Genomic DNA, 24,189 nt, shown 5'->3' with positions numbered 1-24,189 from the left:
GCACCCTGGCCCACCCACCCCCTCCCCGGCCAACCCCCACCGGCAGGCGGACGCCGACGTACCGGGAGGGGACGGGGCGGGGTGCCCCCGCAGAAATACGTTGACAAGAACGGCACCGGATACGCAGGGCCAGGTGATACGGATTTCGAGGAGGTACCCCGGCCCGGGACCGACCAGGCACAAGCGGCACCCGCAGACGGAGAAAGCACCCGCACGGGTGGGCGGGCGGGAAAAGACAAGCCCCCGGAGGGGGTCACCCGAATAGGTGAAAAGGTAAGCTCGGCATCCGAACACGTGGACTTTAGCCCGGGGTTGTCCGGGTTTGTCGACGGGCGTGTAACAGCGGTTAGTGACGGGGCCGGCGGCGGGAACGACCACGGCATGAGCATCGAGAACCCCCACACACACCGCTCCGCCGACCACCTCCGCACCGGCCACAGCGTCTTGACGATCCGTCAGCTCAGGGAGCGCGGCGTGACACCAGGCGTGATCGCGCAGCGGTGCCGCCCGGGAGGGCCATGGCAACAGGTGCTGCCGCAGGTGTACCTGCTGCACTCCGGCCCGCCGAACAGCGCGGAGCGACTGGAGGCGGCGCTGCTGTACGCGGGCCGCGATCCGGGAGCGCACGGCCCGCTCGGCGGCGGCCGGGAAGCGATGGTGACCGGACTGGCCGCACTCGCCCTGCACCGCTTCTCCTCGGTGCCGCCACTGCCGGGGCTGCCCCGGATCGACGTCCTGGTGCCGCGGCAGCGCAGGCTGCGCGACGCGGGCGACGTGGCGATCCGCAGGACGAACGCGCTGCCCCGCCCGCAGGAGGTCACCGGACTGCCCTGCGCGCCGGTGCCGCGCGCCCTGGCCGACGCCGTCGCGGAACTGGACGACGCCGGGACGGTGCGGCGGCTGCTGACCGAGGCGGTGCGCGGCGGGCACTGTGACGCGGGCGCGGTGCTGGAGGAGTTGGAGCACGCGCGGCTGCTGGACCGGCCGCAGGTGGCGGCGGCGGTGGACGCGCTGCTCGCCGAGGGCCGGTCGGTCGCCGAGGACCGGCTGATCGCGATGGTGCGCTGCCACGCGCTGCCCGACCCGGTGTGGAACGTCGACCTGCGGCTGCCGGGCGGGCCGCCGCTGGGCGGGGTCGACGCGTACTGGCCGGAGCACGCGGTGGCGGTGGAGATCGACGCGCGCACCGTACGGCCGGGCCAGGCGGCGGGCGAGGACAGTCATGGGGACGTGTACGCGACGGACGCGTACGGGGACGGCGACGCGTACGGACCGGGTGGCACGTACGGTCCCGGCGGCGCCTTCGACCAGCTCTTCGACCGGGCCTTCGAGCACGGTTTCGAGAACGCCGAGGACGACGCCGTGTGGTCGCGCTACGCCCGTGAGCGGGAGCGTCTGGAGGCGCTGGGCATCACCGTCATCCACCTCACCCCGGCCAAGCTGAGGGACTGCGCGGAGCAGCAGGCGGCGATCGTCAGGACCGCGCTGATGGCGTCCGCAGACCGGACACCCGCCGCGTATGTGGTGGTCACCCCGAGATGACCACCCGTCACACGAGGAAGCGGGGTCCCGGCGATTTACCCCGGCCCGTACCGTATTCGTCCTGATGGCGGTTGGCGGAAACACGTCATGCCCAGACCATTGGACGGTCAACACTCCCCAAAGGGGAGTCAATTCCAGCAATGTGAGCGATCGACCGGCTCCGTTTTCCGAACAGACCACCTCGGTCCGAACAGGGATGCCCATGCCACTCGCTCACATTCCCGGCAAGAGACGCGCGGCCCGTATCGCGCTGGCCGCGGGTCTGGTTGCCGCGCTGTCGGCCGCCGGGCCCGCGCTCGCGGTCGCGGACGCGCCCGCCTCGCCCTCGTCGCCCTCCTCCACCCCCGCGCCCGGCCCCGGCTCGCCGGACAAGGGCACCGCCGACAAGGCAGGAGGCGCGGACAAGCTCGGGTCCGCGGACGCCTCGCTGCTGGCCAAGGCCAAGGCGGACGGCGACAAGAACGTCACCTTCATGGTCGCCACCAAGCCCGGCAGCACCGGCCAGGTCGCCGACAAGCTGGACGCGCAGGGCGCCAGCGTGGGTCTGCGGTACGACAAGATCGGCTATGTGCGGGCCACCGTGCCGACCGGCAAGGCGGACCAGGCCATCGCGGCGGCGCAGAAGCTGTCCTCGGTCATCGCGATCGACCTCAAGCAGGAGATCAAGCTCGACGACCCGACCCCGGCGGCGGACACCACCGCGGCGGCGGCCAGGAACGGGAAGGCGTCGGCGACGACGTACCCCGGTCCCGGCAAGGACACCCCGGCCAAGAACCCGTACCAGCCGGCGTTCGAGACCGGCGCGGTCGACTTCGTCAAGGACAACCCGAAGTACGACGGCCGGGGCGTGACCATCGGCATCCTGGACTCGGGTGTGGACATCGGCCACCCGGCGCTCCAGAAGACCAGCACCGGTGAGCGCAAGATCGTCGACTGGATCACCGCGACCGACCCGATCCTCGACGGCGACGCCACCTGGCGCCCGATGGTGACCGCGGTCTCCGGCCCGAGCTTCACCTCCTCGGGACGCACCTGGAAGGCGCCCGCGGGGAACTACTACTTCAGCACGTTCGCCGAATCCGCCACCATCGGCGGCGACATGAACGGCGACCTGAACCGCGACGGCGACACCACCGACAAGTGGGGCGTGCTGTACGACCCGGCCGCCGGTACGGTCCGCGTGGACCTGAACGACAACGGCGACTTCACGGACGACACCGCGATGAAGCCGTACAAGGACGGTTTCCAGATCGGCCACTTCGGCACCGACAACCCGGCGACGCCGATCTCCGAGTCGATCCCGTTCACCATCGAGATCCGCAAGAACGTGCCCATGGACCCCTACGGCGGGACCTGGGTCGGCAAGACCGCGGACTTCGTGAACATCGGCGTCGTGGAGTCCGAGCACGGCACGCACGTGGCGGGCATCACCTCCGCCAACAGCCTGTTCGGCGGCAAGATGAACGGCGCGGCGCCCGGCGCGAAGATCGTCTCCTCGCGCGCCTGCACCTGGAGCGGCGGCTGCACCAGCATCGCGCTCACCGAGGGCATGATCGACCTGGTGGTCAACCGGCACGTGGACGTGGTCAACATGTCCATCGGCGGTCTCGGCGCCCTCAACGACGGTGCCAGCGCCCGCGACCAGCTCTACAAGGAGCTGATCGACACCTACGGCATACAGCTCGTGATCTCCGCGGGCAACGACGGCCCCGGCGTCAACACCATCGGCGACCCCGGCCTCGCGGACCACGTGCTCAGCGTCGGCGCGTCCATCTCCAAGGAGACCTGGGCGGCCAACTACGGCTCGCAGATGACCGTTCCGTACTCGATGATGCCCTTCTCCTCGCGCGGTCCGCGTGAGGACGGCGGCCTCGCCCCGGTCATCAGCGCGCCCGGCGCGTCCATCAACACCATCCCGACCTGGGAGCCGGGCGGGCCGGTGAAGGAGGCGGGCTACACCCTGCCGCCCGGCTACGCGATGCTCCAGGGCACCTCAATGGCGTCCCCGCAGGCCGCCGGAGCCTCCGCGCTGCTGCTGTCCGCGGCCAAGGCCAAGCACCTGACGGTCAGCCCCGCGCAGCTCCGTACCGCGCTGACCAGCACCGCCAAGTCGATCCCCGGCACGCAGACCATCGAGCAGGGCGCCGGTCTCATCGCCGTCGGTCCGGCCTGGAACCTGCTCAGGCAGGGCGGCAAGACCAACACGTACACGGTCAAGGCACCGGTCAACACGGTGCTGAAGGACTACCTCGTCACCCCGGGCTTCGGCACGGGCGTGTACGACCGTGAAGGCGGCCTCCAGGCCGGGCAGTCGCGTACGTACAACGTCACCGTGACCCGTACCAGCGGTCCCGTCTGGGCCCAACTGCACACGCTCACCTGGGCGCACAACGACGGCACGTTCAAGGTGGCCAGCCCGCTGGTGCTGCTGCCGCTGAACAAGCCGGTCACCGTGAAGGTCACCGCGAAGCCGAAGTCGGCGGGCGCGCACAGCGCGTTGCTGAACATCGACGACCCGCTGACCCGCGGCATCGACTCGCAGATGTCGGCCGCCGTGCTCGTCTCCGCTCCGGTCGCGAGCCCGTCGTACACGCTGACCCGCTCCGGCAGCATCGAACGCGACACCACGCGGTCGTACTTCGTGACGGTCCCGGCGGGCGCGACCTCGCTGGAGGTCGCCATGGACGGGCTCAAGACCGGCAGCCAGACCCGGTTCCTGACGATGCACCCGTACGGTGTGCCGCTCGACTCGACCCAGACCATCGACTGCTACCCGAACTACGACAACCCCAACAACAAGTGCCGCCCGGACGTGCGTTCCTACGCCAACCCGATGCCGGGCGTGTGGGAGATCGCGGTCGAGGCGCGCCGCACCTCGCCGCAGCTCGACAACCCGTACAACCTGTCGGTGACGCTGCTCGGCGTGGCCTTCGACCCGGCGGTCAAGACGGTTCCCGAGGCCAAGGTCGGCACGCCGACCCCGGTCGACTGGACGGTCACCAACGGCTTCGCCCCGATCCAGGGCAAGCTCAAGGGCGGCCCGCTCGGCTCGGCGTTCACCGCCAAGCCGACGATCGCCGACGGTGACACGCAGACCACCACCTTGACGCTCGGCCCCGGCGTCTCCCGGCTCGACGTGTCGATCGGCGCGACGTCCGACACGGCCGCCGACCTCGACCTGTACGTCTACCGGGACGGGGTGCTCGTCGCGCAATCCGCCAGCGGCGGCTCCGACGAGCGGGTCAGCCTGGCCAACCCGCCCGCGGGCACGTACACCTTCGAGGTGGACGCGTACGCCGTACCGGCTGGGACGACCACCTACGACTACGAGGACGTCTACTTCTCCGACGCCCTCGGTACGGTCACGGTGGACGACACCACCACCGTCAACCTGCCGCACGGCGCCTCCGCCAAGGTCTCGGCCTCGCTCCTGGCCTCGGCCGCGGCGCCCGAGGGACGCAAGTTCTTCGGTGAGGTGCAACTGCTCAACGCGCGCGGTTCGGTGGCGGGCAAGGGCAGCGTGATCATCACGAAGACGACGCCGTAACGGAGTTGTCTTTTGGGGGGTGCGGGGCTTTCGGCTCCGCACCCCCCGTGTGTCGTACGCCGAGTGGGGCGGCCGTCTTCGTGACGGCCGCCCCACTCGGCGTACGGGGCACGGGGAGTGCGGCTCGACTCCCCTGCCCGGAGGGCCTATTCGCGGGCCGCGCCCGCCGCCGCCGGGTTGGCGCGCAGCAGCGCGCGGGCCGGAAGGGCGGTGGACAGCAGGCCGAGGACCGTCGCGGCGCCCGCGAGGCCGAGAGCCGTGCCCGGCGGGATGTACGGGCTCGCGCCGGTCAGACCGCGGGCGATCGGGACGAGGGTGATCCACGCGATGGCGCCGCCGATCAGCAGCCCGGCCGCGGCGACCAGCAGCGCCTCCAGGCGGACCATGCCGAGCACCTGGCGGCGTGTGGTGCCCGCCAGCCGCAGCAGCGCGACCTCGCGGCGCCGGTCGAGCACCGTCATCACCAGCGTGTTCGCGGCGGCGACCGCGGCGAATCCGCCGAGGACGGCGGCCATGACGCTGTTGGCCCAGGCGTTCAACTCCAGCTCCTTGTCTGCCTGCTGGCGGTACCCGGCACGGTCGGTGACCGTGAGCCCGGCGACGCCCAGCCGCGACAGGTCCCGCTCGACGGCCGTACGGTCCGCGCCGGGCGCGTCGTGCACCAGCACCTGCGTGTCGTACGCCGTCCGCGCGTGGTCGGCGACGGCCGCGCGCGGCATCAGCAACTGGCCGATGCCCAGGCCGCGTTCGTACGTCGCCACGACCGTGGGCCGCACCTGGGTGCCGTCGCCGAGCCACAGCGGGATCCGGTCGCCGACCTTCACCTTCGCCGTACCGGCGAGCAGCGAATCCACGGCCACGGTCCGGCCGTCACCGGTCAGCGCGCTCAACGAACCGGTCTTGAGGCCCAGTTGGAGGACGTCGGGCAGCTTGCCCGGATCGCCTGAAACGCCCAGCAGGGACGCGGAGTTGAGCGAGCCGGACGCCCGGTAGAGCGCGCCGGTGCGCAGGACGCCGACCGTGCCGTCCACGCCGGGCACCTTCGCGGCGCGCCGCGCGGTGTCGGCGGCCACTCCGGCGCCGGACGAGCCGAGCACCTGGTCGGCGACGACGCCGTCCTTGATCTGGCGGGCCGCCTCGTGCCTGAGCGAGCCCTGCATGCACAGGAGCGTGCCGCAGAAGGCGGTGACCAGCACGATCGGGGTGATCGCGGAGGCCAGCCTGCGGGCGTTGGCCCGGCTGTTGGCGGCGGCGAGCTGCGAGGCGGCGCCGCCCGCGCGCAGCGGCAGGCCGAGGAGGGCGGCGGCGGCCCAGGCCACGACGGGCCCGAGGAAGGCCACGCCGACCATGAAGCAGAAGACGATGCCGAGGGCGACGTTCGCGGCGTCCTCGCCCGTGGTGTGCGCGGCGACGGCGGCCAGGACGCAGCCGCCCGCGACGGCCGCGGCGCCGAGCACGGTCCTGATGACGCCGGGCCTGCGGCGCTCCACCGCGGCCTCGCCGAGCGCCTGGCTCGGCCGCGCCTTCGACGGGCGGCGGGCGGCCAGGTATCCGGCGGCCAGTGCCGCGAGCAGGCCCGCGCCGACCGCGCTCACCATCGGGATCCAGCCGGTGCTGAGCGTCACCCCGGCCGGGACGGCGTCGCGGTGGACGAGCTGCCTCACCCACCAGCGGGCCAGCGCGACGCCGGGCAGGATGCCCGCGGCGCCCGCGATCGGCGCCACCAGCATCGCCTCGGTCGCCACGGTGCGGCGGATCTGCCGCGGGGTCGCGCCGACGGCGCGCAGCAGCGCGATCTCCCGGCCGCGCTGGCCGATCGCCAGCGCGACGGTGCCCATCACCACGAACACGGCCGTCGCCGTGGCGATCCCGCCGAACGAGGCGCCGATCGCCGTCAGCATCTCCTTGCCCTCGGCCAGCTCCGGGTGCTCGGCGAGACCGCGGCCGTCGCCGGTACGCACCTTCGCCGTGTCGCCGGGGGCGCCCTTTCCGCCGGGGGCGTCCTTTCCGCCGGAGGCGCCCTTGAGCGCGGCCGTCACCTGCCGGGCCAGCTCGTCCGTGTCCACACCGCTCTTGGGCAGTACGGCGATGGCGTCGGTGCGGCCCGGGTGTCCGGACAGGCGGTCGGCGACGGGGTCGGCGAAGTAGGCCGAGGCGCCGGCGCCGGCTGTGACACTTGCCCTGGCGCTGGCCTTGGTCCCGTCCTTCGTGTCGGTCAGGCCCGAGACCTTGTACGTGGCCGCGCCCGTCGGGGCGGTCAGCGTGAGGGTGTCGCCGACGCCGACGTGCGCCGCCCGTGCGGTGGCCGCCGACAGGGCGACCTCACCCCTACCGGGCGCGCTGCCCCGCACCACCGTGCTCGCGTCGATCGCGTGGGCCGACCAGTCGCGGCCGGTCAGCGGCGGGAGCGTCTTCGACTGCACCGGGAAGGCCGTGTCGGGCACGGCCGCCGACACGCCCGGCGCGCGGGCGATGCGGTCGGCGAGCGCCGTGTCCACGCGGGGCTGGTCCGGCAGCGACGCCGCGTCGCTGTCGGCGTCGTCGCCGTGCCCCGTGGTGATCCGCGCCGACGGGTCGGCCGCCACCACGACGGGCGTGGCCGCGTACCGCACCGGCTTCACATGCGCCGTGATCCCGGTCTGGAGCATGCTGCCGCACGCCGTGATGACGGCGGACGCGAACAGCAGCGCGACGAAGGTGCCCACGAAGGACGCGGGCCTGAAGCGCACGGAGGCGCGGGCCAGGCCGTTCATGCCGCCGCCCCCACCCGTCCCGCGCCGCGCCCGGCCTCGCGCTGGGTCAGCGCCACCATCCGGTCCGCGACCGCCGTCGGCTCGGGGTGCCGCAGCTCGTCCGCGAAGGAGCCGTCCGCCAGGAACAGCACGCGGTCCGCGTACGACGCCGCCACCGGGTCGTGCGTCACCATCACCACCGTCGCGCCGAGCCCGTTCACCGCGTCCCGCAGCAGCCCCAGCACCTCGCGGGCCGTACCCGTGTCCAGCGCCCCCGTCGGCTCGTCCGCGAAGATCACGTCCGGCTCCGTGACCAGCGCCCGCGCGATGGCCACGCGCTGCTGCTGCCCGCCGGAGAGCTGGCCGGGGCGGCGCCTTCCGTGGCCTTCCAGGCCCACCTGGGCCAGCAGTTCCGCCACCCGGCGCCGGTCGGGGCGCTCGCCCGCCAGGCGCCGCGGAAGCTGGACGTTCTGCTGCACGGTCAGCGACGGCAGCAGATTGAACGACTGGAACACGAACCCGATGCGGCTGCGCCGCAGCTCCGTCAGCCGCTTCTCGCTCAGCGCGGTGATCTCCACCCCGCCCAGCAGCACGTGCCCGGCGCTCGGCCGGTCCAGTCCGGCCGCGCACTGTAGGAACGTGCTCTTCCCCGACCCCGAGGGGCCCATCACCGCCGTGAAGCTGCCGCGGGGCAGCCCCAGATCGATGCCGCGCAGCGCGTGCACCGCCGCGTCTCCCCGCCCGTACGTCCGCCGCACGCCTCTCAGCTCCACCGCGTACGCCGCGGCCGGCGCGCCCGTCGTTTCGGCGTCCGCCGCCTTCTGTGCCCGCTTCCGCTCGCGCCGCGACGCCATCTCTTTCCCCTCAGCTCAGCCCGTTTCCCGACCCTCCCGACGCTACGGAGCCGCGCTCCCCCGAACCATGACGTCCCCCGGCCTCCCCATGGTGGGGACAACCCCCGCCCCGGCGTGACGGCTGCCGCCGTGGGTTTGTCTTTTCCCGCCCGCCCACCCGTGCGGGTGTTTTGCTCGTCTGCGGGTGCCGCTTGTGCCTGGTCGGTCCCGGCCCGGGGTACCTCCTCGAAATCCGTATCACCTGGCCCCGCGTATCCGGTGACCTTCTTGTCAACGTATTTCTGCGGGGGCACCCCGCCCCGTCCCCTCCGGGTCCATCGGCGTCCGCCTGCCGGTAGGGGTTGCCGGGGAGGGGGGTGGGTGGGGCTCGGGTACGGCGGCGTCCGACGGTCCGGTGGGGGGTGGGTGGGTTTGGGTACGGCGGCGGGTGCATGGCGGATGGTGGGGGGCGGGTGGGGTTGGGGCAGGTCGGGGGGTGCACGGTTGTGGGGGGCTGCGCTGCTGGTGGGCTGCTGGGGCGCAGGGGATGGGGATGTTGGTGGTCGTTGGCCGGGTCGGGTGGAATGGGGGGTGTTGATCACTCTCATGCGATGGGCGAGGAGCTGGCGTGGCCCGATGGATGGTCCTGATAAGCCCGGTCGGCGGTTCGCCTCACGGGCCCTATCGGGTGGACGCCCTCACTGAGTTCGAGGCCAGCCACGAGGAGGCGCCGGTCGTCTTCCTCAACCTGGTGAACACCTTCGACCGCGACGTGCGCAAACCCCGGCGCAGGCAGGTGTTCAAGTGCTCCGACCGGACGTACGTTCTCCGCGTCGAGGGCTACATGAAGCAATTCGAGTACCGCTTCGAGCTCGCCGAACTCGTAGCCGACACGACCGTCCAGTAGCCCGCCCCCCTCCCGGCCACCCCCACCGGACAGGCGGACGCCGACGGGCGAGGAGGGGACGGGGCGGGGTGCCCCCGCAGAAATACGTTGACAGGAACGTCACCGGATACGAGGGGCCAGGTGTTACGGATTTCGAGGAGGTACCCCGGCCCGGCACCGACCAGGCACAGGCGGCACCCGCAGACGGAGAAAGCACCCGCACGGGTGGGCGGGCGGGAAAAGACAGGCCCAGAACGGCGAACCGTAGGACGGAATCGCGCCCGTGCGAGGATGGGCGTCTCATCTGACGAGAAGGAGTGGGCCACCGTGCCTGGTACGAACCTCACGCGTGAGGAGGCGCAGGAGCGTGCGCGCCTGCTCACCGTGGACGCTTATGACATCGAGCTGGACCTGCGCGGCGCCCAGGAGGGCGGCACCTTCCGGTCGGTGACCACCGTACGGTTCGAGGCCGCCGAGGCGGGGGCGGAAACGTTCATCGACCTGGTCGCGCCCCTCGTGCACGAGGTGGTGCTCAACGGCGAGCCCCTGGACGCGGCAGCCTCGTTCAAGGACTCGCGGATCGCGCTGCCTGGCCTGCGCTCCGGCGAGAACGAGCTGCGGGTCGTCGCGGACTGCGCGTACACCAACACCGGCGAGGGCCTGCACCGGTTCGTCGACCCGGTCGACAAGCAAGCATATTTGTACACGCAGTTCGAAGTACCGGACGCCCGCCGCGTTTTCGCCAGCTTCGAGCAGCCGGATCTGAAGGCGAGCTTCGCCTTCACGGTCCAGGCCCCGGCCGGCTGGACGGTGATCTCGAACTCCCCGACCCCCGAGCCCCCGGCGGACGGCGTGTGGGTGTTCGCGCCGACCCCGCGCATCTCGTCGTACATCACGGCCCTGATCGTCGGCCCGTACGCGTCGGTGCACAGCAGTTGGGAGGGGAACGGCCGCAGCGTGCCGCTGGGCGTCTACTGCCGTCCCTCGCTGGCGGAGTACCTGGACGCCGAGGCGATCTTCGAGGTCACCCGGCAGGGCTTCGACTGGTTCGAGGAGAAGTTCGCGTACGCGTACCCCTTCCCGAAGTACGACCAGCTCTTCGTGCCGGAGTTCAACGCGGGCGCGATGGAGAACGCGGGCGCGGTGACGATCCGCGACCAGTACGTGTTCCGGTCGAAGGTCACGGACGCCGCGTACGAGACGCGGGCCGAGACGATCCTGCACGAACTGGCGCACATGTGGTTCGGCGACCTGGTCACCATGGAGTGGTGGAACGACCTGTGGCTGAACGAGTCGTTCGCCACGTACACCTCGATCGCCTGCCAGGCGTACGCACCGGGCTCGAAGTGGCCGCACTCGTGGACGAGTTTCGCCAACTCGATGAAGACGTGGGCGTACCGGCAGGACCAACTGCCGTCCACGCACCCGATCATGGCGGAGATCAACGACCTGGACGACGTGCTGGTCAACTTCGACGGCATCACGTACGCCAAGGGCGCCTCGGTGCTGAAGCAGCTCGTCGCGTACGTGGGCGAGGACGAGTTCTTCGCGGGCGTGCAGGCGTACTTCAAGCGGCACGCGTGGGGCAACACGCGGCTGGCGGATCTGCTGGGCGCGCTGGAGGAGACCTCCGGGCGCGACCTGAAGACCTGGTCGAAGGCGTGGCTGGAGACGGCGGGCATCAATGTGCTGCGGCCGGAGGTGACGGTGGCCGAGGACGGCACGGTCACCTCGCTCGCGGTACGGCAGGAGGCCCCGGCGCTGCCCGCCGGCGCGAAGGGCGAGGCCCTGCTGCGCCCGCACCGGATCGCGGTCGGCGCGTACGACCTGGTGGACGGCAAGCTGGTAAGGACCCAGCGCGTCGAACTCGACATCGAGGGCGAGTCGACGCAGGTGCCGTTCCCCGCGGGGACGCCGCGCCCGGCCGTCATCCTGCTCAACGACGACGACCTGTCATACGCGAAGGTACGGCTGGACGAGCAGTCGCTGGCCGTGGTCCGCGACCACGTCGGGGACTTCACGGAATCGCTGCCGCGCGCGCTGGTGTGGGCGGCGGCCTGGGACATGACGCGGGACGGCGAACTGGCCGCCCGTGACTACCTGGAGCTGGTGCTGCACGGCATCGGCAAGGAGACCGACATCGGTGTGGTGCAGTCGCTGCACCGCCAGGTGAAGCTGGCGCTCGACCTGTACGCCGACCCGGTGTGGCGCGACACCGGCCTGGCCCGGTGGACCGAGGCGGCGCTGGAGCACCTGCGGACGGCGGCGCCGGGCAGCGACCACCAGCTCGCCTGGGCACGCGCGTTCACCCTCGCGGCCCGTACCGACGCCCAACTGGACGTCCTGGCCGGACTGTTGGACGGCACAGTGACGTACGAGGGGCTGGCCGTCGACACGGATCTGCGCTGGGCGCTGCTGTGCCGGCTCGCGGCGACCGGCCGCGCGGACGAGAAGGCGATCGACGCGGAGCTGGCGCTCGACCCGACCTCGGCGGGCGAGCAGCACGCGGCGGCGGTACGGGCGGCGCGGCCGAGCGCCGACGTCAAGGCGGCGGTCTGGGCGTCGGTCGTGGAGGACGACAAGCTGCCGAACGCCGTGCAGGAGGCGGTGATCGGCGGCTTCGTGCAGACCGACCAGCGCGAGCTGCTGACCCCGTACACCGAGCGGTACTTCGCGACGGTGAAGGACGTCTGGGACTCGCGCAGCCACGAGATGGCGCAGCAGATCGTGGTGGGCCTCTACCCGGCCCTCCAGGTCTCGCAGGCCACCCTGGACGCCACCGACGCCTGGCTGGCGTCGGCCGACCCGGCCCCCGCCCTGCGCCGGCTGGTCGTGGAGTCCCGCTCCAGCGTGGAGCGTTCACTGCGCGCCCAGGCCGCGGACGCGGCGGCGGCCACCACGAGCTGACCCGACACCCCGCGCCAAGGGCCCCGGACCGCGAGCGCGGTCCGGGGCCCGTCACATCCCTCGGCCCGTCACATCCCTCGGCCCGTCGCGTACCGGCGGCCCGTCGCGTACCGGCGGCCCCGGACAGTCAGGACGCCCGGCATGACCGATGTACGTACCGCGCACACCGCCGAGCTGTCGGCGGCCGAACTGACCGCGATCCGTGCCCTGTTGGACGACGCCTTCATGGACCACCCGGACGGTGCCTTCACCGACGGGGACTGGGACCACACGCTGGGCGGCACGCACGCCATGGTCTGGGAGGGCGGCGAGCTGGTCGCGCACGCCGCGGTGGTGCAGCGCAGGCTGCTGCACGGCGGGCGGGCGTTGCGGACGGGATACGTGGAGGCCGTCGCGGTACGCGCGGACCGGCGGGGGCGGGGGTACGGCGCGGCCGTGATGGGCGCGGTCGAACGGTTCGTCAGGGGCGCGTACGAACTGGGCGCGCTGGGCGCCGCGGAGGACGCGACCGGCTTCTACACGGCGCGCGGTTGGCGGCAGTGGCAGGGCCCGACGTCGGCGCTGACCCCGCGCGAGGGAGTCATCGCGACACCCGACGTGGACACCTGGATCTACGTGTTCCCAGTCCCCGCGGTGCCGTTGGACACGGCGAGGACGCTGACCTGCGACTGGCGGGACGGGGACGTGTGGTGAAACTCCAGGGCATAAACAGGCGGTAATGGCGAGGTAAAGAGAGTCACGGCTTGGCCAACCCCTTACTGCTCGTTGCTCACTTGTTCACCGGCTTCACCCTTCGCCCCACGCCGTATGCCCACAAGAGTTTCGAAGGGTCCGTGACAGGACCCGCTCCGAAGCTCCTCAAGGAGGGACGTTCATGCCCGAGTTGACGCGACGCAGACTCCTAGGTTCGGCCGCGGGGGTGGTGGGCGGCGCCGCGGCGCTGAGCCTGCTGCCGCCCAGCGTGCAGAAGGCCGTCGCGGCGGGACCGCCGCGACACGCTTCGCTCCGTGACATCGAGCACGTCGTGATGCTGATGCAGGAGAACAGGTCCTTCGACCACTACTTCGGCACGCTCTCCGGCGTCCGCGGCTTCGACGACCCGCACGCGCGGAAGCTGTCGACCGGCCGCTCGGTCTTCTACCAGCCCGACGAGGTCAACCCCGACGGCTACCTGCTGCCGTTCCATCTGGACACCCACAGCACCAGCGCCCAGGCGATCCCGTCCACCAGCCACGCCTACACCGTGCAGCACCAGGCGTGGAACAACGGCGAGATGGACCGGTGGCTGCCCGCGCACCGGGCGGCGGACGGCGTCAACGGCCCGTATGTGATGGGCTATTACACCCGTGAGGACATCCCGTTCCAGTTCGCGCTGGCCGAGGCGTTCACCATCTGCGACAACTACTTCTGCTCGATCATGGGCCCGACCTGGCCCAACCGGCTGTACTGGATGACCGGTACGGTCGATCCTGGCGGCACCAAGGGCGGCCCGGTCATCTCCAACTCGGCGCCGAAGCCGTACACCTGGACCACCTACGCGGAACGGCTCCAGGCGGCCGGTGTCGACTGGCGGGTCTACCAGCAGACCGACAACTACGGCACCAACATGCTCTCGCAGTTCCAGAGCTTCCGGGACGCGCAGCCGGGTGACCCGCTGTACGACCGCGGCATGGTCTTCCAGCCGGAGGGCGTCTTCGAGGACGACGCGCGCAACGACCGGCTGCCCGCCGTCTCCTGGATTCTGCCGACCAGCTACCAGTCCGAGCACCCCAACTATCTGCCCGCAGCGGGCGCGGACTTCGTGGCGTCCAAGATCGAGGCCATCGCGTCCAACCCGAAGGTGTGGGCGAAGACCGCCTTCATCCTCAACTACGACGAGAACGACGGTCTCTTCGACCACGTCGTGCCGCCGACGCCGAAGCCGGGCACGCCCGACGAATTCATCCAGAATCTGCCGATCGGCGGCGGCTTCCGCGTGCCCGCCATCGTCATCTCGCCCTGGACGGTGGGCGGCTGGGTCGCGGGCGAGACCTTCGACCACACCTCGGTGCTCCAGTTCCTGGAACGCTTCACCGGCGTCGAGGAGCCCAACATCAGCCAGTGGCGCCGCCGGACCTTCGGCGACCTTACCTCCGCCTTCCGCTTCCGCGACGAGCACAGGCCGCCGCGGCTGCCGAACGACACGGCCAAGCAGTTGGCCGAGGCGAAGGAGGAGGTGGCCACGCTGCCCAAGCCGACGCTGCCGGGCGCCGACCAGCACTTCCCGCAGCAGGAGCGCGGGAACCGACCGCACACGTAACCTCCCCTCCCGCTCCTCCCCGTACGGCGGCGCCCGAAAAACCGGTGGAGCCCGTGCCTCCCGCGCCGGTAGCGTCGGCGTCTTTGGCCTGCGGGGAGGTGCGGGGCGTGGCGGTACGGGGGCTCGGCCGGAATTTCAGGTTGCTCTGGGCGGCGAATTCGGTGTCGACCCTCGGGGACGGGGTGGTCGCGGCGGCGGCGCCGCTGCTCGTCGCGGCGGTGTCGGACGACCCGGTCCTCGTCGGGCTGGCCGTCTTCGTACAGCAAGTCCCGTGGCTGCTCTTCTCGTTGGTCAGCGGCGTGCTGATCGACCGGCTCGACAAGCAGCGGCTGATCGTCGTGGTCGACCTGCTGCGCGGCGCGCTGACCGCCGTTCTGGCCGTCACCGTCTGGGCGGGCGACGCCTCGATCCCGGTGATCTACGCCCTCGCCTTCCTGCTCGGTACGGGTGAGACGCTCGCCGAGAACGCGGCGGCCACGATGGTGCCCGCCGTGGTCGCCCCCGACGACCTGCCGAGCGCCAACTCGCGGCTGCACGGCTCGTACTTCGTCCTCAACAAATTCGCCGGACGGCCGCTCGGCGCCGCCCTGTTCGTCCTGGCGACGGCGCTGCCCTTCGGGGTCGACGCGATGTCGTTCGTGGCCGCCGCGCTGCTGGTCGCCGCGATGCGCGGCGTCAAGGGGGGCGCGGCGGCCGAGCCCGCCCGGCGGGCGTCCGTGCGCGCGGACATCGCGGTCGGCGTGCGCTGGCTCTGGCGCGAGCCGACCATCCGCATGATGGCGGTCGCCCTCTGCCTCATGAACGTCACCCTCACCGCCGGGTTCTCGATCATGGTGCTCTACGCCCGCGACCGGCTCGGCATGAGCGAGATCGGCTTCGGCCTGCTGCTGTCCGCCAGCGCCGTCGGGGGCGTCGTCGGGGCGATGTGGGCGCCGGGGCTCCAGCGGTGGCTCAGCGCCGCGACGCTGCTGCGGGCGGGGCTCGTGATCGAGACGCTCACGCATGTGGGGCTCGCCCTGTCGACCGCGGCCTGGCTGTCCGCCGCCGTCCTCGTCGCCTTCGGCGTGCACAGCTCCGTGCTCGCGGGCGTCGAGACGACGATCAGGCAGCGGCGCGTGCCGGAGGAATTGCGCGGGCGCGTCCAGAGTGTCTTCATGATGCTGGCGATCGGCGGCAACGCCGCCGGGGCGCTGATCGGCGGCCCGCTGGCCCGCTGGCGCGGCGTCACCGCGCCCTTCTGGTTCGCCGCCGCCGCGATGGCCCTCCTCACCGCCATCGCCTGGCGCCCCTTCGCCCGCAACCTCAGTCCCGCCGACGGCTCCCTCACCACTACGGCTCCACCCCCGAGCGAAGAGCCCCTGCCCCAACCCTGACGTTCACCCTGCGGGTGTGCGGTTCGCCCCGTCTTTCGGGGCCCGGCCCCCGCACGCGGTCTCTCTGCGGGAGAGCTTGCGCCCCGTAGGAGCGCTGGGAGGCGCCCCCAGCGCCCCTTCGGGGCACCTCCCGCCGTACGGACAGCGCGCCTTGCCCGCGCCCCCGCGGGGGCGGAGGGAAGGCGAAATGGCTAGCGTCGAGCGAATACTTGCTGGCCAGCGACCCCGGCCCCGATACTGGGCCCCATGACCCAGGAACCCGTCGACGCCATCGGCGCAGTCGACGCCGTCGATGCCATCACCGGCGAGTGGAGGTCCGAGCGTCCGGACCTGGAGACGCTGCCGATGGCCGTTTTCGGCCGGATACACCGGATTTCGCGGCTGATGGGCGACCGGATGGAGAAGGAGTATCAGCGGTACGGCATCGGTAGGGGCGAATTCGACGTGCTCGCGACGCTGCGCCGCGCGGGCGAGCCGTACACGCTGTCGCCGCGCCAGCTCTCGGCGGCGTTGATGCTCACCACCGGGGGGATGACGGGCAGGCTGGACAAGCTGGAGCGGGCCGGGCTGCTGGATCGGGCGCCCGATCCGCACGACCGGCGGGGACTGCGGGTCTCGCTCACCGGGCAGGGGCTGAAGACGGTCGACCGGGCGGTCGGCGCCGGTCTGGCCCTCCAGAAGGCGGCGCTGGACGGCCTCGAACCGGCGCGGGCGCAAGAGCTCGCGGATCTGCTGCGGGTGCTGCTGGCCGCCGCGGCGGCGCCGGACACCGGTCGCTAGTCTCGCGGCGGAAAAAGCTACTGCTTCGGGTGCTCCTGCTCCTTGCGGGTCTTGTCGGTCACCATGACCAGACCCGCGATGACCCCGAACAGGACGAGCGGGGCGAGCACGAACAGGCTGAGCGTCTCGATGACGCTCAGGCCGGAACCCGGGTCGTCGCCGTCGTCGCGGGCGAGCGCGAACGCCGGGGTCGACATGAGCAGCATGAGCGTCGTACCGGCGGTGATGACTCCGGCGCGCACGGCCTTCTTGGTGAGCTTCTTGTCCACGCCCTCAATGTAGTGAAGACCCTCACGGGCCGCGCGCCCGGGGTGTCCTTACGGGTGTCCGCCGCCGTCCGGGCCTTCCCCCGCCGCCTCCGCCATCGCCTGCCGTACGTCGTCCACGAGCGCGTACAGCCGCGGCGAGACGGCGATCCGGTCCAGGGTGAGCGGGGTGCCGTCGGCGTCGGCGACGGGCAGCCGCCAGTTCGGGTACTGGTCCCAGGTGCCGGGCAGATTCTGCGGGCGGCGGTCGCCGACCGTGTCGGGCAGCCAGATGCCGACCATGCTCGCGGGCGTACGCGCCAGGAAGCGGTGAACGGCCTTCACCACCGCCTCCTCGTCGACCGCGCCCTCCGGCAGCAGCCCGAGCCGGCCGAGCAGCGCCAGCCACTCCGCGACCTCGGCGGCGTCGGCCGCCTCCTCCTCCGCGAGCGGGCGGGTCAGCAGGCCGAGCCGGTGCCGCAGCTCGACGTGTTCGCCGGTGAGCCGGGCCGCGGTGCTCGGCAGGTCGTGGGTGGTGACGGTCGCCAGGCACGACTCGCGCCACGCCTCGGGCGGCAGCGGACGGCCGTCGCCGCCCTTGGGCCCGGTCCCCTCGTAATCGCGTTCGAACCACATCACCGAGGTGCCGAGGATGCCGCGGCCCGCCAACTCCTCGCGCACGCCGGGCTCGACGGTGCCCAGGTCCTCGCCGATCACCACCGCGCCCGCGCGGTGCGCCTCCAGGGCCAGCAGGCCGAGCATCGCCTCCGCGTCGTAGCGGACGTAGGCGCCCTCGGTCGGCGGGCGGCCCTCCGGCACCCACCAGAGCCTGAACAGCCCCATGACGTGGTCGATCCGCAGGCCGCCCGCGTGCCGCAGCATCCGCGCGATGAGGTCGCGGTACGGCGCGTAGCCGGTCGCGGCCAGCGCGTCGGGGCGCCAGGGCGGCAGACCCCAGTCCTGGCCGCGGGAGTTGAAGGCGTCCGGCGGCGCGCCCACCGACATGCCCGTGGCCAGGACGTGCTGCATGGACCAGGCGTCGGAACCGGCGGGGTGCACGCCCACGGCCAGGTCGTGCACGACGCCGATGGTCATGCCCGCGTCCCGCGCGGACCGCTGCGCGGCGCCGAGTTGGGCGTCGGTCAGCCAGCTCAGCCAGCAGTGGAAGTCGACCCGGTCCATGTGCTCGCTGCGGGCCCGCGCGACCTGCGGCGAGCGCGGGTCGCGCAGCCCGGCGGGCCACGTGTGCCAGTCGGCGCCGTGCAGTTCGGCCAGGGTGGACCAGGTGGCGTGGTCGTCGAGGGCCTGGCCCTGCTCGGCGAGGAAGTCGACGTAGGCGGCGCGGCGGCCGGGGCTCAGCGGTACCTCGCGCAGCAGTTCCAGGGCCTCGGCCTTCAGCGCCCAGACAGCGTCCCGGTCGATCAGCGCGTCCTTGAGCAGCACGGTGTCACGCAGCGCGGCGGCCCTGCGGGACAGCGCGTCGGCCTTCTCCCTGGCCTCGCCGGACAGGTACGCGTATTCCGGCACCTCCTCGATCCGCAGGTACACCGGGTCGGGGAAGCGGCGGGAGGACGGGCGGTACGGGGAGGGGTCGGTGGGCGGCCCGGGTACGGCCGCGTGCAGCGGGTTGATCTGGACGAATCCGGCGCCCAGCGTCCGCCCCGACCAGGCGGCGAGGTCGGCGAGGTCACCGAGGTCGCCCATGCCCCAGGAGCGCTGCGAGAGCGTGGAGTAGAGCTGCGCCATGAAGCCGAAGGCCCGTCCCGTCGGGCCCGCCAGCCGCTCGGGCGCCACGATCAGGTCGCCTCTGGAGGTACGTCCGTCGGCGGTGGCCGCGCGCAGCGCGTACCGCCCCGGCGGGGGCGTCACGGCGGAGTCCAGCGCCTCGCCCGTCTCGGTCTCGACGGTGAGCCGGGTGTCCTCGGGCAGTGCGCGCAACGTCTGCGCGAGCGTGCCGCGGCCCGATCTGAGCACCGTGCACGGCGGGAGCAGCCGGTTGGCCCGGCGCGTCTCGTACGCCGTGAGGGCGGTCTTGACCGCGCTGGGCGTCGAGGCGTCCACGCCGAGTGCCGCGAGCACGGCGACGACCGTCTCCTCCGGCACCGGGACCTCCCGCCCGGGTGCCGGCCGGTACGTCACGTCCACGCCATAGAGCCCGGCAAGCCGCACCCGGTCCATCGGGCCTCCGCATTCGTCAGTCAATGAGTTGATCGGTCGGTCACGCGTCCTCGCTCGCACAGGTTTGTCCCGGGAGCCGCACTGACCCCTACCCCGACGCCGCGCGCTGTACCCGGAGGCGCGCCGCGCCGCTCGTACGGGGGGAGTTCCGGGGCGAGTTCCGGGCGAGTTCCGGGCGAGTTCCGGGCGAGTTCCGGGGGGAGTTCCTGGCGAGTTCCGGAAGCCAGCCCGCGGCCCGTTCGCGGCTCGCTGAAGGCCCGCCCGTGGCCCTCCCGCCCCCTGCCTGCGGCGGAAGGCGGCGGCGAGGCGTACGGGAGGCGGACGGAATCCGGCGGGAAAGCGGAGGAAACTCCAGCCACATTGACACCGCACCGCGCGGAGTGATGGGCTCGGCGTCCGTCGTCGGTGCAGCACTCCGCAAGGAGGAACCGTGCAGGCCCTCCGGAGGAGTTCCGCCGCAGCCATCGCGGCCACGTTCATCGGCGGCTGGCTGGCCCAGTCGCCCGCCGCGACCGCCGCTCCCGCGCCGCCGAGCACACCGCCCGCCGGGACCAGGACGGACACCGCGGCCTCCCCTCGGCCCCCGGCGGTGTGGCCGCGCCCCCAGAGCCTGCGCGCGCAGGGGCAGTTCGCGCGCGTGACGAAGACGGTGACGCTGGTCGCGGGCACGGACGCCGACCCGTACGCGCTCGATGTGATCGAAGACGCGCTGCGCGGCGCGGGCGCCCAGGAGATCCGCAGGTCGGACACGCCGGGGTCCGGGCTGACCGTCTACGCGGGCGACGCGGCGCAGGCCCGGCTGACCGCGCTCAAGGCCCCCGAGCAGGACGACTTGGCGTCCGGCGGCTACCGGCTCGCGGTGGACGGCGGCACGGTGGCGCTGGCCGGAGTGGGCGAGGACGGCCTGTTCCACGCGGCGCAGACGCTGCGTCAGCTCGTCACCAGCGACACCGGCGACACCGGCGACATCAACGACACCGGCGGCGAGCGCGGCTTCGCGGGCGTGGTCGTACGCGACTGGCCGACGGCGTCGGTGCGCGGGGTGACCGAGGGGTACTACGGCGTGCCGTGGACGCAGTACCAGCGGTTGTCGCAGCTGGACTTCCTGGCCAGGACCAAGCAGAACCGCTATCTGTACGCGCCGGGCGACGACCCGTACCGGCAGGCGCAGTGGCGCGATCCCTATCCGGCGGGCCGGCGCGCGGACTTCAGGGCGCTGGCGGAGCGTGCGACGCGGGACCATGTGACGCTGGCGTGGGCGGTGGCCCCGGGGCAGGCGATGTGCTTCTCGTCGACGTCCGACCAGCGGGCGCTGGAGCGGAAGCTGGACGCGATGTGGGCGCTGGGCGTGCGGGCGTTCCAGTTGCAGTTCCAGGACGTGAGCTACAGCGAGTGGCACTGCGGCGCGGACGCGCGGGAGTTCGGCTCGGGGCCCGACGCGGCGGCGCGCGCCCAGGCGAAGGTCGCCAACGTGGTGGCCGGGTATCTGGCGCGGCGCTACGGCAGCGCCGATCTGTCGCTGCTGCCCACGGAGTACTACCAGGACGGCACGACCCCGTACCGCACGGCGCTGGCGAAGGCGCTGAGTCCGGACGTGACGGTCGCCTGGACCGGTGTCGGGGTGCTGCCCGCGCGGATCACCGGCACTCAAGTGGCGGACGCGGCAGCCGCGTTGAAGCATCCGTTGGTGACGGTGGACAACTACCCGGTGAACGACTTCGCGCCGGGCAGGCTCTTCCTCGGCCCGTACACCGGCCGTCAGCCCGCGGTGGCGACGGTCTCGGCGGGGGTGCTGGCGAGCGCGATGCAGCAGCCCGCCGCGTCCCGTATCCCGCTGTTCACGGCGGCGGACTTCGCCTGGAATCCGCGCGGTTACGACCCGGCGGCCTCCTGGCAGGCGGCGATCGACGACCTGGCGGGGCCGGATCAGGCGGCCCGCGCGGCGCTGCGCGCGCTGGCGGGGAACGAGGCGTCGTCGGCGCTCGGCGGCGACGAGTCGGCGTATCTGCGCCCGCTGACCAGGGAGTTCTGGGCCGCGCTGTCCGCGCAGGATTCCGCCGGCGCCGACCGCGCCCGGCTGACGGCGGCGGCGGCCCGGCTGCGGTCGGCCTTCACCGTGATGAGCGGCGCCCCGCACGCCCTGCACGGGCTCGCCGACGGCACCTTCGGCGCCGAGGTGCGGCCGTGGCTGGACCGGCTGTCGGCGTACGGGACGGCGGGCGGGCACGCGGTCGACATGCTGGTGGCGCAGGCGTCGGGCGACGGCGCGGCGGCCTGGAAGGCCCGGCAGTCGCTGGACCGCGGCCGGGCGGCGCTGACGCAGGGCACGGCGAAGGTCGGCGAGGACGTGCTCGACGGCTTCCTGTCGCGGGCGGTCGACGACGGCGACGCCTGGTCGGGGCTGCGCGCGGACGGCAGGACCGCGACGGCCACGCTCGCCTCGGGGCGGGGCTCCGACCCGTCGGCGATGGTGGACGGCAAGAATTCCACGGCCTGGTCGAGCAACGCTCCCCCGCAGCCCGACGACTCCTTCGGGGTCGATCTCGGTACGGCCAAGCAGGTCGGCTCGGTGCGGATCGCGATGGGCGACGGCAGCGGCTCCGACGACTTCCTGCACGACGCGGTCCTCGAACTGTCCGCGGACGACGGCACCGGCTGGCACCGGGTCGGCGAGTACCACGACCAGGCGGTGATCTCGGCGACGCTCCCCGCGGGCACCCGCGCCCGCCAGGTGCGGCTGCGCGCGACCGACGGGCAGTCGGGGGCGGTGACGGTGCGGGAGTTCACCGTGTCGGTGAGCGGCGAGGTGGCCCCGACAGCCAGCGGTCCCGACGACGCGTCGGCCGCGGTGGACGGCGACCTCTCCACCTCGACCGCCGCGGATTCCGACGCCGGTCCGCTGACGGTGGACTTCGGCGGCGCGCGGCTGCTGGACAGCGTGACGATCGCCGCGTCCGGTACGCGTACGGGATCGGGCGCCCCCGCCGTCGCGGCCGATCCGGCGCCGGGGCCGATGGCAAGTTCTCCCTTCGGCCCGCATCCGATCGCCGTGCGGGACACGGGCCCGCCCACGCGCACGGCCACCGGCCGGGTGACCAAGGCGCCCGCGGCGGTGGAGGCGCACACCCCGGGCGGCGGCTGGCAGCGGATCGGAAGCCTGACCGGGGACTGGACGGAGCTGCCCGCCGGGATCGTCGCCGACGCGGTACGGCTGTCGGACGGCGCCGGGGTGCACGAGGTGGTGCCGTGGTTCGCCGGGGCGCCGCGCGTCACGTTCGACCAGCCGGAGGTGGACGCCGAGATCGGCGGCTCCGCCGTGAAGGTCACCGCGTCGGTGGCCTCGGGGTTGCCGCGCGACGAGAAGGCGGCGGTCTCGGTGGCCGCGCCGAAGGGCGGGGCGACGGCGACCGCGCCCGCGTCGGTCCCGCTGCGGCGCGGCGCGGCGGCCTCGGTGCCGCTGAACGTGTCGGTGCCCGCGGGTACGGCGCCCGGCACGTACAGCCTGCCGGTGCGGATCACCGTGGCGGGCCGCACCGTGGAGCGGCGGATCACCGTACGGGCGCGGGTGCGGACCGCGGGGCCCGATCTGCTGCGCGGCGGCGCGGCGACGTCCTCGGGTGACGAGACCCCGGACTTCCCGGCCTCCGCGGTGGCCGACGGCGACCCGGAGACCCGCTGGTCCTCGCCGGTGGACGACCACGCCTGGGTGCAGGTGGAGCTTGCGGCCCCGGCCCGGGTCGGCAAGGTCGTCCTGCACTGGCAGGACGCGTACGCGGCCGGATATCAGGTGCGGACCTCCGCCGATGGAGTGACCTGGCACACGGCGGCGACGGTGACCGACGGCGGCGGCGGGACCGAGACGGTGTGGCTGGACGCGCGGGACGGCACCCGGTACGTGCGGGTGCAGGGCGAGCGCCGTGCGACCAGATTCGGCTACTCGCTGTTCGGCGTCGAGGCGTACGCGGTGGCGGGGTGACCGCGGCGACCGCTGTGGTCACCCCGTGTCACCCCGCCCCGGCCGGTCACCGACCGCCGCGCCGTGCTCGACGTGCTCCCGGCCGCCGTACCGCGCCCGAGACGCACGAAAGCCCGGATCTCAGGCTGATATGCCGTCGATCCGGGCCAGGGCGTCGTCCGCGCCGAACGGTTGCAGGTATGGCAACCAGCGCGGGTCCCTATGTCCGGTCCCGATGATCCGCCAGGCGAGCCCGGACGGCGGGGCGGGTTGATGGCGCAGCCGCCAGCCCAGTTCCGCCACATGGCGGTCGGCTTTCACGTGATTGCAGCGTCTGCACGCGGCCACCACGTTCTCCCAGGCGTGCTGGCCGCCCCGGCTGCGCGGAATGACGTGGTCGACGCTGGTGGCGGCGGCTCCGCAGTACGCGCACTTGCCGCCGTCGCGGGCGAACAGCGCCCTACGGGTCAGCGGCACGGTGCCCCGAAAGGGGACTCGCACGAATTTGGTGAGCTTCACGACACTGGGCGCGGGCAGCGCCTGTGTCTCGCTGTGCAGATAGGCGCCGGATTCCTCGAGGCAGACGGCCTTGTTGTTGAGCACGAGGACAAGCGCACGGCGGAGCGGTACGACGCCGAGCGGCTCGTACGACGCGTTCAGGACCAGGACATGCGGCACGGATGCCTCCTTTAACGCCGGCGGCACGTGGCTCGCGCCGGGACGATCTGGCCTAAGTCTCTCCGGAAGGCGGCCCATGGCGCCACCATGCCCGGGTAACGGACCGAGGGTGTTTTGCAGCACACCTGTGTTCCTCCCCACGATCGTGGCCTGCCGCTCCTCGCGCACGGCAACGAGACGGCATCGGTCGTCCCGTTAGTGTGGAGGCTCGTTTCCCACCGGAGGTTCCGCAGT

General features: G+C 72.7%; 14 protein-coding genes. 9 read left to right on the top strand and 5 right to left on the bottom strand.

Going from position 1 to position 24,189, the window contains the following annotated elements:
• The first annotated feature begins 381 nt into the window (after positions 1-381).
• Positions 382-1,542, top strand: coding sequence for a hypothetical protein (locus BGM09_RS37740; protein WP_223187095.1), 1,161 nt, complete (start codon positions 382-384; stop codon positions 1,540-1,542).
• 202 nt (positions 1,543-1,744) lie between these two features.
• Positions 1,745-5,089, top strand: coding sequence for a S8 family serine peptidase (locus BGM09_RS16220; protein ID WP_223187094.1), 3,345 nt, complete (start codon positions 1,745-1,747; stop codon positions 5,087-5,089).
• Between the two features lie 146 nt (positions 5,090-5,235).
• Here the strand turns inward: BGM09_RS16220 and BGM09_RS16215 are convergent, their stop codons facing one another.
• A complete protein-coding gene (locus BGM09_RS16215; protein WP_188282303.1) occupies positions 5,236-7,842 on the bottom strand; it encodes an ABC transporter permease in 2,607 nt (868 codons plus the stop codon).
• The gene (locus tag BGM09_RS16210) at positions 7,839-8,675 is read right to left on the bottom strand and encodes an ABC transporter ATP-binding protein (RefSeq protein ID WP_188282302.1); all 837 of its coding nucleotides are present in this window, start codon (positions 8,673-8,675) and stop codon (positions 7,839-7,841) included. The genes BGM09_RS16215 and BGM09_RS16210 overlap by 4 nt, the downstream gene beginning before the upstream one ends.
• A gap of 607 nt (positions 8,676-9,282) precedes the next feature.
• Here BGM09_RS16210 and BGM09_RS16205 point away from each other — a divergent pair.
• The 6 genes from BGM09_RS16205 (at position 9,283) to BGM09_RS16180 (ending at position 16,899) form a co-directional block, all read left to right on the top strand.
• Complete coding sequence (locus BGM09_RS16205) at positions 9,283-9,561, top strand: hypothetical protein (protein WP_188282301.1); 279 nt, start codon at positions 9,283-9,285, stop codon at positions 9,559-9,561.
• A gap of 306 nt (positions 9,562-9,867) precedes the next feature.
• Positions 9,868-12,447 carry an aminopeptidase N gene (pepN, locus tag BGM09_RS16200; protein ID WP_188282300.1) on the top strand — a complete coding sequence of 860 codons (2,580 nt, stop codon included), beginning with the start codon at positions 9,868-9,870 and terminating at the stop codon, positions 12,445-12,447.
• 141 nt (positions 12,448-12,588) lie between these two features.
• The gene (locus BGM09_RS16195) at positions 12,589-13,140 is read left to right on the top strand and encodes a GNAT family N-acetyltransferase (protein ID WP_188282299.1); all 552 of its coding nucleotides are present in this window, start codon (positions 12,589-12,591) and stop codon (positions 13,138-13,140) included.
• 181 nt (positions 13,141-13,321) lie between these two features.
• Positions 13,322-14,746, top strand: coding sequence for an alkaline phosphatase family protein (locus tag BGM09_RS16190; protein ID WP_188282298.1), 1,425 nt, complete (start codon positions 13,322-13,324; stop codon positions 14,744-14,746).
• Positions 14,747-14,853: 107 nt separating this feature from the next.
• Positions 14,854-16,119 carry an MFS transporter gene (locus BGM09_RS16185; RefSeq protein WP_317452727.1) on the top strand — a complete coding sequence of 422 codons (1,266 nt, stop codon included), beginning with the start codon at positions 14,854-14,856 and terminating at the stop codon, positions 16,117-16,119.
• A gap of 246 nt (positions 16,120-16,365) precedes the next feature.
• Positions 16,366-16,899 (top strand): MarR family winged helix-turn-helix transcriptional regulator, encoded by a 534-nt coding sequence (locus BGM09_RS16180; RefSeq protein WP_188282297.1) that lies wholly within the window; start codon positions 16,366-16,368, stop codon positions 16,897-16,899.
• Positions 16,900-16,916: 17 nt separating this feature from the next.
• On the opposite strand, the gene BGM09_RS16175 is transcribed toward BGM09_RS16180, so the two are convergent.
• A complete protein-coding gene (locus BGM09_RS16175; protein WP_188282296.1) occupies positions 16,917-17,168 on the bottom strand; it encodes a hypothetical protein in 252 nt (83 codons plus the stop codon).
• 48 nt (positions 17,169-17,216) lie between these two features.
• A complete protein-coding gene (malQ, locus tag BGM09_RS16170; protein ID WP_188282295.1) occupies positions 17,217-19,322 on the bottom strand; it encodes a 4-alpha-glucanotransferase in 2,106 nt (701 codons plus the stop codon).
• A gap of 430 nt (positions 19,323-19,752) precedes the next feature.
• On the opposite strand from malQ, the gene BGM09_RS16165 reads away from it, so the two are divergent.
• Entirely contained in the window at positions 19,753-23,298 is a 3,546-nt protein-coding gene (locus BGM09_RS16165; RefSeq protein WP_188282294.1) for a beta-N-acetylglucosaminidase domain-containing protein, read from the top strand.
• A gap of 120 nt (positions 23,299-23,418) precedes the next feature.
• Here the strand turns inward: BGM09_RS16165 and BGM09_RS16160 are convergent, their stop codons facing one another.
• A complete protein-coding gene (locus tag BGM09_RS16160) occupies positions 23,419-23,955 on the bottom strand; it encodes an HNH endonuclease (protein WP_075016193.1) in 537 nt (178 codons plus the stop codon).
• Positions 23,956-24,189 lie beyond the last annotated feature (234 nt).

This window comes from Streptomyces sp. CBMA29, from assembly GCF_014596445.1.
Lineage (GTDB): Bacteria > Actinomycetota > Actinomycetes > Streptomycetales > Streptomycetaceae > Actinacidiphila.
This window is presented reverse-complemented; position numbering and strand designations above follow the sequence as displayed.

Excerpts from the sequence above, each read along its gene's own strand:
- BGM09_RS37740 (WP_223187095.1), top strand. The coding sequence starts at position 382 with ATGAGCATCGAGAACCCCCACACACACCGCTCCGCCGACCACCTCCGC.
- BGM09_RS16220 (WP_223187094.1), top strand. The coding sequence starts at position 1,745 with ATGCCACTCGCTCACATTCCCGGCAAGAGACGCGCGGCCCGTATCGCG.
- BGM09_RS16215 (WP_188282303.1), bottom strand. The coding sequence starts at position 7,842 with ATGAACGGCCTGGCCCGCGCCTCCGTGCGCTTCAGGCCCGCGTCCTTC.
- BGM09_RS16210 (WP_188282302.1), bottom strand. The coding sequence starts at position 8,675 with ATGGCGTCGCGGCGCGAGCGGAAGCGGGCACAGAAGGCGGCGGACGCC.
- BGM09_RS16195 (WP_188282299.1), top strand. The coding sequence starts at position 12,589 with ATGACCGATGTACGTACCGCGCACACCGCCGAGCTGTCGGCGGCCGAA.
- BGM09_RS16190 (WP_188282298.1), top strand. The coding sequence starts at position 13,322 with ATGCCCGAGTTGACGCGACGCAGACTCCTAGGTTCGGCCGCGGGGGTG.
- BGM09_RS16180 (WP_188282297.1), top strand. The coding sequence starts at position 16,366 with ATGACCCAGGAACCCGTCGACGCCATCGGCGCAGTCGACGCCGTCGAT.
- malQ (WP_188282295.1), bottom strand. The coding sequence starts at position 19,322 with ATGGACCGGGTGCGGCTTGCCGGGCTCTATGGCGTGGACGTGACGTAC.